12 protein-coding genes are annotated in these 16364 nt (G+C 64.6%); 3 read left to right on the top strand and 9 right to left on the bottom strand.

The annotated features are described in order from the left end of the window. The 4 genes from V7D81_RS16590 to V7D81_RS16605 all read right to left on the bottom strand — a co-directional run. A partial coding sequence (locus V7D81_RS16590) for a DUF444 family protein (protein ID WP_324318271.1) occupies positions 1-1127 on the bottom strand: 1127 nt, incomplete at its 3' end. A gap of 182 nt (positions 1128-1309) precedes the next feature. Then, complete coding sequence (locus V7D81_RS16595) at positions 1310-3289, bottom strand: PrkA family serine protein kinase (protein ID WP_324318273.1); 1980 nt, start codon at positions 3287-3289, stop codon at positions 1310-1312. Positions 3290-3783: 494 nt separating this feature from the next. Next, positions 3784-6168 (bottom strand): endopeptidase La, encoded by a 2385-nt coding sequence (lon, locus tag V7D81_RS16600; RefSeq protein ID WP_324318275.1) that lies wholly within the window; start codon positions 6166-6168, stop codon positions 3784-3786. Positions 6169-6184: 16 nt separating this feature from the next. Beyond that, positions 6185-6589: an Hsp20/alpha crystallin family protein gene (locus V7D81_RS16605; RefSeq protein ID WP_324318277.1), complete on the bottom strand. Its 405-nt coding sequence runs from the start codon at positions 6587-6589 to the stop codon at positions 6185-6187. 186 nt (positions 6590-6775) lie between these two features. Between V7D81_RS16605 and V7D81_RS16610 the strand changes: the two genes are divergently transcribed. Further along, positions 6776-7363 (top strand): class I SAM-dependent methyltransferase, encoded by a 588-nt coding sequence (locus V7D81_RS16610; RefSeq protein ID WP_324318279.1) that lies wholly within the window; start codon positions 6776-6778, stop codon positions 7361-7363. Between the two features lie 87 nt (positions 7364-7450). Here the strand turns inward: V7D81_RS16610 and V7D81_RS16615 are convergent, their stop codons facing one another. Continuing rightward, on the bottom strand, positions 7451-8377 hold the full coding sequence (locus tag V7D81_RS16615; protein ID WP_324318281.1) for a LysR family transcriptional regulator: 927 nt from the start codon (positions 8375-8377) through the stop codon (positions 7451-7453). Between the two features lie 336 nt (positions 8378-8713). Between V7D81_RS16615 and V7D81_RS16620 the strand changes: the two genes are divergently transcribed. Next, a complete protein-coding gene (locus V7D81_RS16620; protein WP_324318283.1) occupies positions 8714-9778 on the top strand; it encodes a lipid A deacylase LpxR family protein in 1065 nt (354 codons plus the stop codon). Positions 9779-9948: 170 nt separating this feature from the next. Here V7D81_RS16620 and V7D81_RS16625 read toward each other — a convergent pair whose 3' ends face one another. Beyond that, complete coding sequence (locus V7D81_RS16625) at positions 9949-12174, bottom strand: YgiQ family radical SAM protein (RefSeq protein WP_324318284.1); 2226 nt, start codon at positions 12172-12174, stop codon at positions 9949-9951. 324 nt (positions 12175-12498) lie between these two features. Between V7D81_RS16625 and V7D81_RS16630 the strand changes: the two genes are divergently transcribed. Further along, positions 12499-14148 carry a methyl-accepting chemotaxis protein gene (locus V7D81_RS16630; protein ID WP_324318286.1) on the top strand — a complete coding sequence of 550 codons (1650 nt, stop codon included), beginning with the start codon at positions 12499-12501 and terminating at the stop codon, positions 14146-14148. 149 nt (positions 14149-14297) lie between these two features. Here the strand turns inward: V7D81_RS16630 and V7D81_RS16635 are convergent, their stop codons facing one another. The 3 genes from V7D81_RS16635 to V7D81_RS16645 form a co-directional block, all read right to left on the bottom strand. After that, on the bottom strand, positions 14298-14903 hold the full coding sequence (locus tag V7D81_RS16635) for a DNA-3-methyladenine glycosylase (RefSeq protein ID WP_324318288.1): 606 nt from the start codon (positions 14901-14903) through the stop codon (positions 14298-14300). A 120-nt stretch (positions 14904-15023) separates the two neighbouring features. After that, positions 15024-15626: a hypothetical protein gene (locus tag V7D81_RS16640; protein ID WP_324318290.1), complete on the bottom strand. Its 603-nt coding sequence runs from the start codon at positions 15624-15626 to the stop codon at positions 15024-15026. A 223-nt stretch (positions 15627-15849) separates the two neighbouring features. Further along, positions 15850-16320: a flavodoxin family protein gene (locus tag V7D81_RS16645; protein ID WP_324318292.1), complete on the bottom strand. Its 471-nt coding sequence runs from the start codon at positions 16318-16320 to the stop codon at positions 15850-15852. Positions 16321-16364 lie beyond the last annotated feature (44 nt).

Consider the following 16364-nt stretch of genomic DNA (forward strand, 5'->3'; position numbering starts at 1 on the left):
TCGTCCGTGCTGTTGGCGCGGAACGCGCTGACGTTCGACACCTCGCCCGCGAGCTCGACGAACAGCTTGCCGATCTCGCTGTCGGGCTGCGTGCCTGCGAGCGGCGCGACTTCCAGGAAGCCGGCGTAGTTGCAATCGATCGCCAGCTGTTCGAGCGCTTCCTGTGCCTGCGGCTGGTCGGACGGGAAGTTCTCGCCGTCGGAGGCGTAGAACAGATACACGTTCCACTGCGCCGGGCTGAACCGCTCTTCGACGATCTCGTGCACTTTCTTCAAGCCGGCCGAAGCGACGGTGCCGCCGGTGCCGCTGACGCGGAAGAATTCTTCCTCCTGGAATTCCCAGGCATCGGACGTGTGCGCGACGAACACTAGATCGAGATGACGATACTGACGACGCAGGCCCTGGATCGCCCAGAAGAAGAACGTCTTGGAAATCTGGCGCTCGCGCTCGCCCATGCTGCCCGACACGTCGAGCAGCAGGATCACGACCGCCTGCGTCGCCGGGTTCTCGCGCTTGGCGAGCTGGCGGAAGCGCAGGTCGTCATCGGTGAAGGAGGGCGATTCGGCGCCGCTCGCGGACTGGACACCGCGGCGCTTGATGGATTCCTTGATCGAGCGGCGGCGATCGAGGCGCGAGCGCGCGCCGCGTCGGTCCCAGCCTTCGCGGGTCCAGTCGTCCTCGCGCGTCTTGCCGCTCCTGGCTTCGAGGTTGGGAAGCTGCATTTCTTCCCACAGCCAGTCGACGATGTCGTCGATGCGGAATTCCAGGGTGTACTGGATGCCGCCTTCCTCGTTGCCGCCCTGGCCGCGCTGCTCGCTGTCCTGCTGCTGTGGACGGCCGATGCGATCGCCCGGTTTCGCCTGGCCCTGGCCGATGCCTTCCTGTTCGTTCGGCGGACGCAGCCTGAAGCGATAGTGTTCGAGCATCCGCACGGGGACGCGGACCGTGGTCGCGCCGCCACTGAGAACGTCGGCGCCGGCGACGATCTGCGGCAGATGCTGGCGCACGGCATCGCGCACCTTCTCGTTGTGACGCAGCCAGTCGCGTGCGCCGCGGGAGAACAGGTCGTACCAGCCTGCGTCGCCCGGGCTCTTGCTGCCCGGGCCTGCTGAAGTGGGGTCGCTCATGTCGCTTCCGAAACCCCCGTATCAATGCAATGGCACCGCATCAAGGATCGGCTCTTCCTGTGGGGCCGGCTTTCCCGTGGGATTCCCTTCGGTCACAGCCGGCCTGAGAACTGTCAGGCTAAAGCCTGACCTACAGGAAGAAGACAGCAATCAGCCTTGATGCAACGCCATTGCCGTATGGACTACTCCTGTGCGAGCAACGTCGTCACGTAGCTCAGGGCCTCCTTGGCACTGTGTTCGTCATAACCGTACTCGCCGGTCAGTCGTTCCTGCACCGCCGAAATCTTCTTGCGCGCCTCGTCGTCGGGCCGCGCCGCCGACGTCACCAGCCGCAGCACGTCGCGGCGTTCCTCGAACAGGTACTGCTCGATGGCTTCGCGCATGCGCGAATGGCTGTTCAGCGTGAACTTCTCGTGCGCCTTGTAGGCGACCATCGCCTTGCGCACGACTTCCTGGCGGAAGGTCAGCTTGCCGGAGTCCGACACCTTGATCTTGTCCTCGACCGAGCGCAGGAAGCGCTCGTCGGCCGGACGCGACTCGCCGGTGATCGGATCGGTGACCTCGCGGTGATCGAGCGAGGCTTCCACTTCGTCCAGGTACTTGTCGAGCAGCTGCTGCGCTTCGTCCTCGAACGAGGCGAACAGCGCGCGATGCACGTCTTCCTTCACCCAGCGGTTGTAGAAGTCCTTGCGCGCCAGCACCAGGTAGTCGATCCAGAGCTTCTTCGCCTTGGCATCCATGCGCGCGTCGGTCTCGATCGAGTCCTTGAGCGCCAGCAGCACTTCCATGCTGGTGAGACTCTTCTTGTCGCTGCGCGTGATGGCATTCGAGATCGAGTTGACGATGAAGCGCGGGCTGACGCCGGTGAGACCTTCTTCCGGCGATTCGGCGCGCAGGCGACCCACCTCGCTCTCGGCGAAACCTTCCACGGCTTCGCCAGCGTAGAGACGGACCTTCTTCGACAGATCCAGTCCCTCGCGCTCCGGCTTCATCAGTCGTGTAAGAACGGCAAACACCGAGGCGAGCCGCAGCGCATGCGGATCGAGATGCACGTCGCGGAACGCCGGCGCGGCCGAGACGAGCTTGGTGTAGATGCGTGCCTCTTCCGTATAAGAGAGCGTGTACGGCACCTTGACGATGACCATGCGGTCGAGCAGCGCCTCGTTCTCCTTTTCCTGCAGGAACTTGTGGAACTCCGCCAGGTTGGTGTGGGCGAGGATGGTCTCGTCGAGATAGATCAGCGGGAAGCGCGACACCTTGACGTTCTTTTCCTGCGTCAGCGTCAGCAGCAGGTAGAGGAATTCGCGCTTCACCTTGAGGATTTCGATCATCTCTAGCACGCCGCGGCTGGCGGCGTATACCGCACCCGACCACGACCAGGCGCGCGGATCGCCCTCGTCGCCGAACTGGGCGACCTTGGACAAGTCAACGGAGCCGACCAGATCGGCCAGGTCGGCCGTGGTCGGATCGTGCGGCGCATAGGTACCCACACCCATGCGGGCGGCTTCCGACAGGAACACGCGCTCCACCGGCATGCGCAGGAAGTCGCCTTCGAACTCGCGCTCCAGGCGATCGCGCGCCCACGGGCTCAGTTCGCCGCGGATCTCGACGCCGTAGGTGTCGCGGAACTCGCCGCGCAGGCTGGCCGGGATGAGATTGAGCGGCGATTCGTGCATGGGCGAACCCTGCAACGCATACATCGCGCCTTCGTCGGTGAGGCTGTATTCCTCGAGCCCGCGCTTGAGCAGGATGGCCATGGTGGATTTGCCGCCGGACGGCGGGCCGAGCAGCAGCAGCAGGCGTCGCCCGACATCGGAGCCCGCTGCCGCGGCCTTGAAGTAGTCGACGACGCGGCCGAGCGGTTCGTCGATGCCGTACAGCTCGCGCTTGAACAGCTCCTTGGCGCCGGCAGTTTCATTGCCGTTGTTGCCATTGGTGCCGGGCCGCCCGTACCAGTTGAGCATGTCCCAGAGATATTCGTGGCTGGTGCGTGCGAGCTGCCGCGCATTGCCGGGAACGACGGTGCGGAGGAACTCGCCGAACGTGCCGGACCAGTGCTGCGCACGGTGGAACCGGCTGTACGCGCTCAGGGATTCAACGAAGCTCTCGCCGCGTTGCGAGGCGGACCCGCGCTGCGGGTTTGCCATCGGGCTGTCTGACATCGAACCGCCCTCCAACTGAATTGAGTGTCAATGCACGATACATCCGAACCCATCGTGCGCCGCCATTCCGCGGAATCTCAATCTCCCATAGGACCAAGACTGATCCACGAGGGAACAGGTTCCATCGGAATCTGCGCCAGTGCGGTGCGCAGGCGGGCGAGCGATACGGGAGAACAGCAGCGGCGAAGCGAGGTAAGCGTGCGACCACGACTCGCTTGAACAGGAGCCGGATCGCGCAACGTTGCGCATGCCACGAGTGTGCGTGCGAAACATGGGCCTTAGTTACTCCCTTCTCGCCGATCTTGCAATGCGATTCATGCTGAGGGTGTTGCATGGCACATGCCAGCGCGCAGGCATGCGCGCAGCGCTGCATGTTCAGCAATGATTAATTCGACGAAGTGTGATTCCGCGCACAGGCGGTGTGCGCTGCTGCGCAGTCAACACACTGCACAGAGGGTCGTCCCCGCGAATGCGGGGATGACATGCATGAAGAGTTACGCGGCCGCCGTGATCGGCGTCGCGCCGAAGGTGAGGCCGAGCGCTTCGCGGATCACGTCCTCGACGCGCTCGCAGAAGACGAACTGCAGATCATTGCGCACGCTCTGGGGCACATCTTCGAGATCCTTGCGGTTTCTTGCCGGCAACAGGACGCGACGAATGCCCGCGCGATGCGCTGCGACCGTCTTCTCCTTCACGCCGCCGATGGGCAGCACCAGCCCGCGCAGGCTGATCTCGCCGGTCATCGCGACATCGTTGGCGACCGTCCTGCCCGTGAGCAGCGAGACGAGCGCCGTGAACATCGCGGTGCCCGCGCTCGGACCATCCTTCGGAATGGCGCCGGCCGGTACGTGAATGTGCACATCGCTCCTGCGCAACAGCGCAGCGTCGATGCCCAGCCGTTCCGCCTGCGACTTCACCAGCGACAGCGCCGCCTGCGCGCTTTCCTTCATGACATCGCCCAGCTGACCGGTGAGGATCAGGTGGCCATTGCCCGGAATGCGCGTGGCTTCGATGAACAGGATGTCGCCACCGACCGGCGTCCACGCCAGGCCCGTGGCCACGCCCGGCACGCTGGTGCGCATCGCCACTTCGCTTTCGAAGCGCGGCGCGCCCAGGATGCCGCGCACGGCCTCCACGTCGACCGTCTGTTCGCTGACACTGCCGTCAGCGATGCGCACCGCGACGTTACGCAGCACGGCGCCGATCTGGCGTTCCAGGTTGCGGCAGCCCGCCTCGCGCGTGTAGTCGTGCGCGATCTGGCGCAGCGCCTCGTCCGTGACGGTCGCCTGTTCCGGCTTCAGGCCATTGGCGTCGAGCTGGCGCTTCACCAGATAGCGCTTCGCGATCTCGACCTTCTCGTCCTCGGTGTAGCCCGTCAGCTCGATCACTTCCATGCGGTCGCGCAGCGGCCCCGGAATCGTGTCGAGCATGTTCGCGGTCGCGATGAACATGACCTTGGACAGATCGAACGGCAGGCCGAGGTAGTTGTCGCGGAACGTGTTGTTCTGTTCCGGATCCAGCACCTCCAGCAGCGCCGAGGCCGGATCGCCGTGGATGCCGGCGCCCAGCTTGTCGATCTCGTCCAGCATGATCACCGGATTGCGCGTGCCGGCCTTCTTCACGGCCTGCACGATGTTGCCCGGCAGCGCTCCTATATAGGTGCGCCGGTGGCCGCGGATCTCGGCCTCGTCGTGCACGCCACCGAGGCTGACGCGCGCGAACTTCGTGCCGACCGCACGCGCGATGCTCTGACCGAGCGAGGTCTTGCCGACGCCCGGCGGGCCGACGAAGCACAGGATCGGGCTGCGACCCTGCGGGTTCAGCTTGCGCACGGCGAGGTACTCGACGATGCGGCGCTTGATCTTGTCGAGGCCGTAGTGATCCTCGTCCAGCACCTTGCGCGCGTGCGCGATGTCGATGGACTCGTTGTCGAGCTTCGACCACGGCAGCTGGATCATGAGATCGATCCAGGTGCGCAGCATCGAGTATTCGGCACTCGCATCCGACATGCGCTCCAGGCGCTTGAGTTCTTTGCGCGCCTGTTCGAGCGCGTCTTCGGGCATGCCGGCCTTCTCGATGGCTTCGCGCAGCTCGCCGATCTCCTCGCCCGACTCACCCTCCTCGCCGAGTTCCTTGCGGATCTGGCGCATCTGCTCGCGCAGCAGCACTTCCTTCTGACGCTCGTCGATGGCTTCGCGGGTCTTGTCTTCGAGCTGGCGCTGCAGGCGCAGCACTTCGATGCGCTTCTGCAGCAGCTCGCTGACGCGATCGAGCCGCGCGCGCAGGTCGAGCGTTTCCAGCAACTGCTGTTTCTCGGCCGACTTCACGTCCATGAAGCTCGCGACCAGATCGACCAGCGTCGCCGGCGATTCCAGCGACTGGATGGCATTGGCGAGTTCTGCCGGCGCCTGCGGCAAGAGCGACACGGCTTCGGCCGACTGGCGCTTCAGATTGAGCGAACGCGCCTCGATCTCATTCGAGAACGCCGTCGGATCGGGCAGGTATTCGACACGCGCGACCATGAACGGCATGCCGTCCTGGAAATCGAGCACGCGGAAGCGCTTCTCGCCCTGCACGACGAGATGATGCGTACCGTCCTGCGCCGTGACGTAGCGCACGATGCTGGCCACGGTGCCGATGCGATGCAGATCGTTGCCCGCGGGATTGTCGGTGTCCGCTTCCTTCTGCAACAGGAAGCCGATCTTGCGGTTCGCGCGCACTGCCTCCTGGGCCGCCGCCAGCGACCGTTCGCGATTCACCGCGACCGGCACCACCGTGCCCGGAAACAGCACCAGGTTGCGCACCGGCAGGATGAGCAGCATGTCATCCGTCACCGCAGCGCCGTTCGGCTGAGTCTTGTTCTGATCGAGATCTGTCATGTCAGCTCCCACTTGCTCAATAGCGCGCCAGTCGCAGGATCAGGCAGCCGTTCGCGCACACCTGATCCAGCAATTCGTAATGTCCCGCCGGCAGCGAAATCCGCCGTTCGAAGCGGCCGTACGGAATCTCCAGCCGATGGACCGACGTGGTGCGTTCATTCACCGGTAACGCGCGGACCGCCGAAACGTTCAACGCACCCTGATCGATCCGTACCCTGACGTTTTCCGGCGCCACGCCGGGCAGGGCCACCGTGATTTCGAGGACATGGTCGGTCGCGACCAGATCCACCGGCGGCTCCCAGCGCGGCTGCGCCTCGGCAATCTGGCCGAAGCGGAAAAACTGTCGCTGCAGGCGCTGCGCCTGCTCGAGCATTTCGCAGGCTTCGGCCCACATCCATGACTGCGGATTACGGATGGCCATGATTGGAACCTTGAAGGGACATGGCTGGGAGGTGGGGTTGGGCAGGGCCAATGCAAGAGAGCGGTTCGAGCCGCGAGCGATGAGCCGGTAACCGGAAGGCATCAGGACGCGGCATTCGCTTAAGATCCGCGCACTCGCTACCTCTGGCTCGCAGCCACTTGCTCACCAACTTCCAAGCGCTCTCCAATGTCCTCCCGCTTCGACGCCAGTTTCTATCGCCGCTTCTACGTCAACCCGCGCACCCGCGTGACCACCCGCAAGGAAATGGCGCTGCGTGCGAATGCCGTGGCGGCGCTGATGAAGCATCTGGAATTGCCCGTGCGCTCCATCCTGGACGCCGGATGCGGACTGGGCCTGATGCGTGTGCCGCTGCTCCGTGCCTTTCCGACAGCCCGCTACACGGGAATCGAGGTCAGCGAACACCTTTGCAAGCGCCACGGCTGGACCCAGGCATCGCTCGCGACCTACCGGCCCGCGCGCCGCTTCGACCTGGTGCTGTGCTACGACGTGCTGCAGTACCTGTCAGACCGCGACGCCGTCCGCGCGATGGCGAACCTCGGCCGGCTCACGCGCGGCGCGCTGTACTTCCATGCGCCGACGCAGGAGGACTGGCGCGGCAACGCCGACCTGTCGTGCAGCGACGGCGACATCCACCTGCGCGCTGCCGACTGGTATCGCACGCGACTCGAACGCCATTTCGTTCACGCGGGATTCGGGCTGCACGTGCGCAGCGATATGCCGTTCGCGCAGTGGGAACTGGAGAGGGCGGAATAACGGAAGGAACAATGGCCGCAAAAAGGCGCAAAGGTCGCAAGGCAGGAATGAATTTTTTCGACTTGCGATTTTTGCGCCTTCTTGCGGCTATTCGGATTTCCGGCTCCAGAACGGATCGACGTCGGAGTTGTTGCCCCAGCGCCCCACCAGCGTATCGATGAAGCTGCGGACCTTCGCGGTCTGGTGCTTGCGGTTCGGATACACGACGTAGATGCCGAGTGCGCCGGCGTCGTAATCGGTGAAGAGCGGCAGGAGACTGCCGTCGCGCAGTTCCTGACTCACGTTGAAACTCGGCTGCAGCACGATGCCCTGGCCCTGCAGCGCGGCGAGCTTCAGCAGTTCGTTGCTGCTGGCGCGCAGGTTGCCGGTGGCTTTCACGACCGATGAACGGCCTTCGCGTTCGAAGCGCCATTGTTCCGTCGCGAGCGAGGGATCGCTGAACGACAGGCAGTTGTGATGCACCAGGTTCTCGGGAATCTGCGGCGTGCCGTGCTGGTCGAGATAGGCAGGCGCCGCGCAGGTCACGAGCTGCGAAATGGCGAGCTTGCGCGCCACCAGGTTGGTGCGCAGTTGCGTGGTGATGCGCACGGCGAGGTCGAAGCCTTCCTCGACGAGATCGACGAGGTGATTGCTGACGGACACCTCGATCCGCACGTCCGGATACTGGCGCGAATATTCCAGCAGCACCGGTCCCAGGTGATTCACGCCGAAGTCCGACGACACGCTCATGCGCAGTGACCCGCGCGGCGACGCACTCTGCGCGCCTGCGATGGCTTCGGCGTCGTCGATGTCCTCCAGCAACTGTACGCAGCGCTGGTAGTACGCATGCCCGGAATCCGTAAGGCTCAACGAATGCGTCGAGCGATTCAGCAGGCGCGTGCCCAGCGACTGCTCCAGATGGCCGATGTACTTCGTGACCATCGGCGCCGACACCCCCATGCGTCGCGCGGCCTCGGCAAAACTGCCGGATTCGACGACCCGCACCAGGGCCTGCATACACGTGAATTTATCCATTGTTGTGTCGTCCCGGCGCGGCCTGTCACGTTGTTCGAGCCTTGCGAAATCGTACGGTGGGACGCCGCGAGTTGCCAGCTTGCCGGCCCCTGACCATCGCCAGTGTCCGCATCCGACCTTCCGCGGTACGCACGACGCTCGCATCACGCCATGCTTTCAGCACGAATCGACAGCACGTTCTGACGATTCCTGCATGAGCGTTCATCAATGTCATTCCTGCGCCCGCGTTTATCGCTGTGCGGTCGGTGAGAGACAGTACACGCCTGCAAAAAAAGGGCTGGATGAAGGCAACGAGTCGCAACGGCGATCGTTGGTGCGATGGCACAGGCAATGGCAATGGGTATTCGGATAACGGCTCTCTGGACGACGGCGCTGCTCGCGGCAGCAATGTGGCTGGCAACGACGGCAACGGTACTGGCGGCTCCGTCCGCAGCGGATGCGCATGAAGTCGACGGCGTGCGGGTGCAGATCGACAACGATCTGTTCGCCGCAGGCGGCGGTCACGACCGCGACTACACGGGCGGCTTCGCTCTGACGATCTCTGGCGACACCGCGCGCGATGGTCTGCTCTCGCTCGATCCGCTACTGAAGCGCATCGACGCATTCCTGCTGCCGCAAGACGCGGCATCCGTCCATCACGCGCGACAGTTCGGACTCATCGCCTTCACGCCGGCCGACATCGAATCGACGCTACCCGTTTACGACGATCGACCGTATGCGAGCCTGCTGTTCACGTCGAACGGCCGGGTGAGCGTCGACGCCGACGGTCGCGGCGCGTGGTCGAGCAGTCTGACGATCGGCGTGCTCGGGCTCGCCGCGGCGGGCGAGCTGCATTCGGACATTCACGAACTGGTCGGCTCGGATCCGGTGCGCGGCTACGACAACCAGATTTCCGCGGGTGGCGAACCCACCGCGCGCTACACGCTGGCGCGGCATCGCCTGTGGATTGCGAATCCGTCGGCAACGCTCGATGTGAAGACCACGGTGCAGGGCAGCGTCGGCTATCTCACCGAGACGAGTGCGGCGATCTCGATGCGCGTCGGCCATTTCAATTCGCCGTGGTGGAGCTTCGCGCCGGAACTGACCGACTACATCGGCGCGCCGGTGCCGGTGGCGGCGCAGTCCGGCGGACGTCCCGAGCTGTATTTCTTCACGGGTGCCCGGATCAAGGCGCGTGCTTACAACGCCTTCCTGCAGGGCCAGTTCCGCGACAGCGCGGTGACGTATTCGTACTCGGAAATCGAGCCGCTGGTCGCAGAGATCTGGATGGGCGTAGTCACCCAGATTTTCGAGAACACCCAGTTGAGCTATGCGCTCAACTATCAGACCGCGGAGCTGCGTTCAGGTGAGGCCGATCGCAGTTCGCTGTGGGGTGGTGTGCAGCTCAGCCACAGTTTTTGACACAGTTGTTCGCGTTGATCCTCGATCCCCAAGCTTGCCCGCCTCTGGCGGGCATTTTTTTGGGAGAGGAGAGCCGAGAGGCCGCAAAGACCGCATAAAAGAAAGGTAAAAGAACGAAGGGATTCTTCTTTTTTACCTTTCTTCTATGCGGTCTTTGCGGCCTCTCCCTCCTATCCGGGCTTCGGCAGCTTCACGCCCTTGAGTCCGGTGTGCTGCGTCCGGAACTTCATCGGCTTCCTGGCGGCGCCCCCCTTCGGGGCGGGTGACGAGCGTCGTCCTTCATGCGCCTCGCCCGTACCGGCGGGCTGCCAGATCGGCACGAGATGATGCTTGCCGTTGCCGATCAGATCGGCGCGACCCATGCGTCGCAGCGCCTCGCGCAGCATCGGCCAGTTGTTGGCGTCGTGGTAGCGCAGGAAGGCCTTGTGCAGGCGGCGTACCTTGAGGCCCTTGGGGATCGCGACTTCTTCGCTCGCGTGCGTCACTTTCTTCAGCGGGTTCTTGCCCGAGTGCCACATCGCCGTCGCCGTCGCCATCGGCGAGGGCAGGAAGGCCTGCACCTGATCGGCGCGGAAGCCGTTCTTCTTCAGCCACAGCGCCAGTTCGAGCATGTCTTCATCGGTGGTGCCGGGATGCGCGGCGATGAAGTACGGAATCAGGTACTGCTCCTTGCCCGCTTCCTTCGAGTACTTGTCGAACAGCTCCTTGAACTTGTAGTAGGAGCCGACGCCGGGCTTCATCATTTTCGACAGCGGGCCTTCGCCGATCGCTTCCGGCGCGATCTTCAGATAGCCGCCGACGTGATGCTGCACCAGTTCCTTCACGTACTCGGGCGATTCCACCGCGAGGTCGTAGCGCACGCCCGAACCGATCAGGATCTTCTTGATGCCGGGCAATGAACGCGCGCGCTGATACAGCTTGATGAGCGGCGTGTGATCGGTGTTGAGGTTCGGGCAGATGCCCGGATACACGCACGAGGGTTTGCGGCAGGCCGATTCGATCTTCGGCGACTTGCAGGCGAGGCGATACATGTTCGCCGTCGGCCCGCCGAGATCCGAGATCACGCCGGTGAAACCAGGCACGCTGTCGCGGATTTCCTCGATCTCCTTGATGATCGAATTCTCGGAGCGGTTCTGGATGATGCGGCCTTCGTGTTCGGTGATCGAACAGAACGTGCAGCCGCCGAAGCAGCCGCGCTGGATCGCGATCGAGAAGCGGATCATTTCGTATGCAGGAATCTTCGCCTCGCCGTAGAACGGATGCGGCACGCGCCGGTACGGCAGTTCGTAGATCGCATCCATTTCCTTCATCGACAGCGGAATCGGCGGCGGATTCAGCCACACGTCGACGTTGCCGTGGCGCTGCACCAGCGCGCGTGCGTTACCCGGATTCGCTTCGAGATGCAGGATGCGCGAGGCGTGCGCGTAGAGAACGGGATCGTTCGCGACCTTCTCATGAGAAGGCATGCGGATGACGGACTGACCGCGGTCGGCGGTGGGGACCTGGCGGTAGAACTTCACTACCTTGACGCTGCCCCCCTCCTGTCCTCCCCCCGCTGCGCAGGGGGAGGGACGCGCTTCGGCCCCCTCCTCCGCGGAGCGGGGGAGGGTTGGGGTGGGGGCATTCTTTGCTGCCGTCGTATCCAGATAGGGATCGATCGGCGGATTCAAACGCCCGGGTTCGTCGATGCTGGTCGAATCGATCTCCGTCCACCCCTCCGGCGTGCCGCCCTGACGCACGAACGCCGTGCCGCGCAGATCGGTGATGTCCTCGATCTTCGTTCCCTTCGCCAGCCGATGCGCGATGTCGACGATCTGGCGCTCGGCATTGCCGTACACCAGCAGGTCCGCTTTCGAATCGAGCAGGATCGTGCGGCGCACCTTCTCCGACCAGTAATCGAAATGCGCGATGCGGCGCAGGCTGGCTTCGATGCCGCCGATCACGATCGGCACCTCGCCGAACGCCTCGCGCACGCGCTGCGAATACACGATCACCGACCGGTCCGGCCGCTTGCCGCCCGCGCCGCCCGGCGTGTACGCGTCGTCGCTGCGGATGCGGCGGTCCGAGGTGTAGCGGTTGACCATCGAATCCATGTTGCCGCCGGTGACGCCGAAGAACAGGTTCGGCCGGCCGAGCCGTTCGAAGTCGGCGGTCGAATGCCAGTCGGGCTGGGCGATGAGGCCGACGCGGAAGCCCTGCGCTTCGAGCACGCGGCCGATGATGGCCATGCCGAAGCTCGGGTGATCCACGTAGGCATCGCCCGTCACGATGATGATGTCGCACGAATCCCAGCCGAGCGCCTCCATCTCCTCCCGGCTCATGGGCAGGAACGGGGCGGTCCCGAACCGGGACGCCCAGTACTTGCGGTAGGAGAAGAGTTCGCGGGAGGGGAGCATGGGGCGGCTGGCGACTGGCTACTGGCGGCGGGCCAGAAAAAGAGGGCGGATGATAAACCACCCGCGTACCCGGTCGGGCCTGGCGGGAAAGAAGTCGGATTCCTGACAGCTCAGTCGGTTGCACCGCGATGGCCCATTGGCGGGTCAGGCATTCGCTGAAGCCGGTATCGCGGCAATCCCTCGCGCACCCGCCTCTGTGCGGCCTTGGTTCCCAATTGCGCACAGGCCCCCTTCAGACCGGCAATTCCCTGCCGTTATTGCAGGTGCGTCGCCGCAATGGGCGACTTCCGTTCCGGGTTCACCCGGTAAAGCGAATCGAAGTCCATGAAGTTCAAACACCGCATCTGGCTATTGCCCATCATGACCGCCGCGATCGTCGCGATCGGTATCTCCGTCAGTTCGCAGATGACCTCGCGGACATCGGCGGCGCTCGTGCGCGTCGAAAAGGTCCAGTACCCGACGGTCGAAGCGCTGCGGACTTTCCGCGCGCACGTCACCAGCATCGAGGAATCGTTGCAGCGCGCCGTTGCGGAAGGCGACAAGGAAGGACTGACCGCGGCCGAACAGCAGGCGGGCGGCGTCAGGACGGCGCTCAAGGAACTCTCGGACGTCGATGCCGACAGCCAGCTCGATGAGCAGTTGCGTTCGGCCTTCGACGACTACTACGGCGCCGCGGTTTCCGCGACCAACATGATGCTCGGCACCGCCTCCGGCGATCCGGCGACGGCCATTTCCCGGATGCAGCAGACGTCTGAAACCCTGAAGACCACGCTGACCAAGGCGCAGGACGATGCCATCGGCGAATTCCGCTCGCTGCTCACCAGCGGCACCGACAACATTCGTCGCAGCCTGGTCGTGAGCATCGTCATGGCGGTGGTCATGCTGCTCGCGCTCGGCATCGGTTCGTGGGTGCTGATCGGCAGCGTGTTCCGCGCGCTGGGCGGCGAGCCCGAACTGGCGGCCGACACCGTGCGCTCCATCGCCGGCGGCGATTTCACGACGTCGGTGCAGCTGCAGGCTGGCGACAACTCGAGCCTGCTGCATGGCATCGAGACGCTGCGCCAGAAGCTCGGCACGCTGATCCGCGACGTGCGCAGCACCTCGGGCACCGTGGATACCGCGGCGGCCGACATCAACAGCAGCATCGACCGGCTCAACGTGCGTACTTCGGAGCAGGCCGCCAGCCTCGAAGAAACTGCATCGAGCATGGAAGAGATGACCGTCTCCGTGAAGCGCAACGCCGAGAACGCGCGTCACGCCAGTGCGCTGGCGTCCGAAGCGCGCGATCGCGCCGAACGCGGCGGTTCGGTGGCGACCAGCGCCGTGGCCGCGATGAGCGAGATCAACGATTCCAGCCGCCGCATTTCCGACATCATCGGCGTGATCGACGAGATCGCGTTCCAGACCAACCTGCTCGCGCTCAATGCCGCGGTCGAAGCCGCGCGCGCCGGCGAACAGGGCCGCGGCTTCGCCGTGGTCGCTTCCGAAGTGCGCAACCTCGCGCAGCGCAGCGCCACGGCGGCGCGCGAGATCAAGGAACTCATCAAGGACAGCGTCACCAAGGTGCAGGACGGTTCGAAGCTCGTCGACGAATCCGGCAAGCACCTGCACGACATCGTCGCTGCGGCCAAGAAGGTCGCCGACATCATCGGCGAGATTTCCGAAGCCAGCTCGCAGCAGGCGAACGGCCTCGACCAGGTCAACACCGCCATCATGCAGATGGACGAAATGACCCAGCAGAATGCCGCGATGGCGGAAGAGACGTCCTCCGTGGCCGTCACCATGAAGGGCCAGGCCAAGGCGCTGACCGATCTGATCGCGCTGTTCCGCGTGGAAGGCGAATCCGCGCCGCGCCGTGTCGAGCAGCCGGTGCGGGCGGTAACGAAGGCGCCGGCGAGGAAGCCGGTGGCCCGAGTGGCCGCCGCGGAGCCGGTGAAGAAGGTGTCCGGTTCGGATGTGTGGCAGGAGTTCTGAAGAAACCCCTGCCTGCCTGTTGTGGGGCCGGCTTTCCCGCGGGATTTCCTTCGGTCACAGCCGGCCATCTTCCTGTAGGTCAGGCTTTAGCCTGACTTCTGATAAAGAGGCCGGCTAAAGCCGGCCCCACAGGAAGAAAGTAAAGAAGACTAACCGGCGCCGTGGCCCATCGCCCTGCGCCGCGCCGCCGCCGTCACGGTCGACACCTGCGGCGAATCCGCATCGAAGAACCGCCACGGTTTCTTCGCCCAGTCACCTGCATAGTCCACGCCGATGCGCGTGCTGCGCGCGATCTTCGGCGCGCGGTAATCCTTGGTGACCGGTCGTTCGATCCACAGCGTGCCGCCCGTGAGATCCGTGCCGTTCAGTGTGCGGTCGATCTCGAGCGCGCGGCACAGCAGGCCCGGACCATGCGTCGTGTTCGCGATGCCGGCGACCGGTTCGAGTCCGCGGATCAGCACGGCGTGCGGCACGCCGCTCGTGGCCGTGACGACGTTGAGACAATTCCAGAAACCGTAGATGAGATAGACGTAGGCGTGTCCGGGCGGACCGAACATGACCTCGGTGCGCTGCGTGCGACCGCGCGACGAATGCGCCGCGAGATCGTGCGGCCCCTTGTAGGCCTCCACCTCGACGATGCGCCCGACCTGCCGGCCGTGCGGGCCGACGCGCACCAGGTGCAGGCCGAGCAGCTCTTTCGCGACGGCGAGCGTTTCGCGCGAGTAGAAGGAGCGGGGAAGTTTGCGTGTCGCCACCGACACAGTATGAGATCGAAGAAGTCGGATTTCACACCGGGTTCTCTGCTGTGGGGCCGGCTTCAGCCGGCCATCCGCAGAGAAAGGCCGGCTGAAGCCGGCCCCACAGGAAGAGAAATGCTAGCCCGCGGCCGGCCACCGTTCCGACACCTGCAGCACATCGATCTCCGCGATATCGGCATCCATGTCCAGACCGCGTAGCTTGATGCGCATGAAGTCGAGCGAGTCGCCGTGTTCCTGGTAATGGAAGACGCAGTTGCGCGCTTCGTCGCGTGCGGCGCGCGGCAGGACGAATTCGTTGAAGGCCGTTTCTTCGACCAGCGGACCGCAGCTCACCGCGCTACCGCCGAAATCGACACGGATGTGTGCGGCCACCGAGCCATCGTCGAGTCGCAGCACGCCTTTGAGAAAGATGCGGAAGCGCGGGACGGTGACGCCCGGTACCGGATGGTTCTCCGCGACATCGACATGATCGCCGGGCGCAAGGCGATAGATCCGGCGCAGCCGATCCATGCGTTGCGGCGCCGGCACTTTCACCGTCGGGCTGTCGCGATGGGCGGCCGCACGCGGGACCGGCACGTTCGCCCGGTGCATGCCGGCGTAGGCCGAGGGACGTTCGCGCCGCCAGTACGCCGCGAGCGCCACCAGCGCCGCGAGCAGCGCGATCGCGAGCCCGGTCAGGCGTGGGATATCGGACAGCAGTGATGCAAGGAGCGCAGACATCCGTGGCATTCGCGAAAGCAGGTAAAACCGCCGGCCTACGTTTGCGTCGAACCAGCAGGTCCCCGACGGGGAGCTGCGAGTCTCGCCGAGAATGCGGGACAGGCGTTGCCGACTGGATCACATAAGGGACTCTTCCTGTGGGGCCGGCTTCAGCCGGCCTTTCTTTAGGGAGTCAGGCTAAAGCCTGACCTACAAGCCTGACCTACAGAAGAACAGAGCCCGGTCAGAAAATCCCCAGCGCCAGCCCCGACGCCATCGTCTGTCCCAGCTCGATGCACCGCTGGCGGGCCGCCTCGTCGACGTCGCCCTTCACGATCACCGGCTCGGCCGCTTTTTTCCACCGGTAGCCGAGCGCGATCCGCTCGATCGACGCGACGGCTCCCGTGCCGTCATTGCCGGCGCTGACGAACAGGGCGTACGGCAGGCCGTCGACCCGGCCTTCGACCGGATAGAACGTGCGATCCATGAAGTCCTTCACCGCGCCGGCCATGTAGCCGAAGTGTTCCGGCGTGCCGATGAGCAACGCCTGGGCCCAGAGCAGATCGTCGACATCGGCATCGAGCGCCGGCTGCGCGCGCAGTTCGATCGGTTCGCCGGACAGGAGAATGCCGGTCGTCACGGCCTGCACCATGTCGAGCGTGCGACCGCCGGCATGGCCGCCGTAGATGAGCAGGATCCGGTTGGCAGTCGACATGCGCGGCACTGTAGCAGTCCGCCCGGCGGCGACTGAGGGGATCC

The organism is Povalibacter sp., from assembly GCF_036735925.1.
In the GTDB taxonomy this organism is placed as follows: domain Bacteria; phylum Pseudomonadota; class Gammaproteobacteria; order Steroidobacterales; family Steroidobacteraceae; genus Steroidobacter.

Excerpts from the sequence above, each read along its gene's own strand:
- V7D81_RS16595 (WP_324318273.1), bottom strand. The coding sequence starts at position 3,289 with ATGTCAGACAGCCCGATGGCAAACCCGCAGCGCGGGTCCGCCTCGCAA.
- lon (WP_324318275.1), bottom strand. The coding sequence starts at position 6,168 with ATGACAGATCTCGATCAGAACAAGACTCAGCCGAACGGCGCTGCGGTG.
- V7D81_RS16605 (WP_324318277.1), bottom strand. The coding sequence starts at position 6,589 with ATGGCCATCCGTAATCCGCAGTCATGGATGTGGGCCGAAGCCTGCGAA.
- V7D81_RS16610 (WP_324318279.1), top strand. The coding sequence starts at position 6,776 with ATGTCCTCCCGCTTCGACGCCAGTTTCTATCGCCGCTTCTACGTCAAC.
- V7D81_RS16615 (WP_324318281.1), bottom strand. The coding sequence starts at position 8,377 with ATGGATAAATTCACGTGTATGCAGGCCCTGGTGCGGGTCGTCGAATCC.
- V7D81_RS16620 (WP_324318283.1), top strand. The coding sequence starts at position 8,714 with ATGGGTATTCGGATAACGGCTCTCTGGACGACGGCGCTGCTCGCGGCA.
- V7D81_RS16625 (WP_324318284.1), bottom strand. The coding sequence starts at position 12,174 with ATGCTCCCCTCCCGCGAACTCTTCTCCTACCGCAAGTACTGGGCGTCC.
- V7D81_RS16630 (WP_324318286.1), top strand. The coding sequence starts at position 12,499 with ATGAAGTTCAAACACCGCATCTGGCTATTGCCCATCATGACCGCCGCG.
- V7D81_RS16640 (WP_324318290.1), bottom strand. The coding sequence starts at position 15,626 with ATGTCTGCGCTCCTTGCATCACTGCTGTCCGATATCCCACGCCTGACC.
- V7D81_RS16645 (WP_324318292.1), bottom strand. The coding sequence starts at position 16,320 with ATGTCGACTGCCAACCGGATCCTGCTCATCTACGGCGGCCATGCCGGC.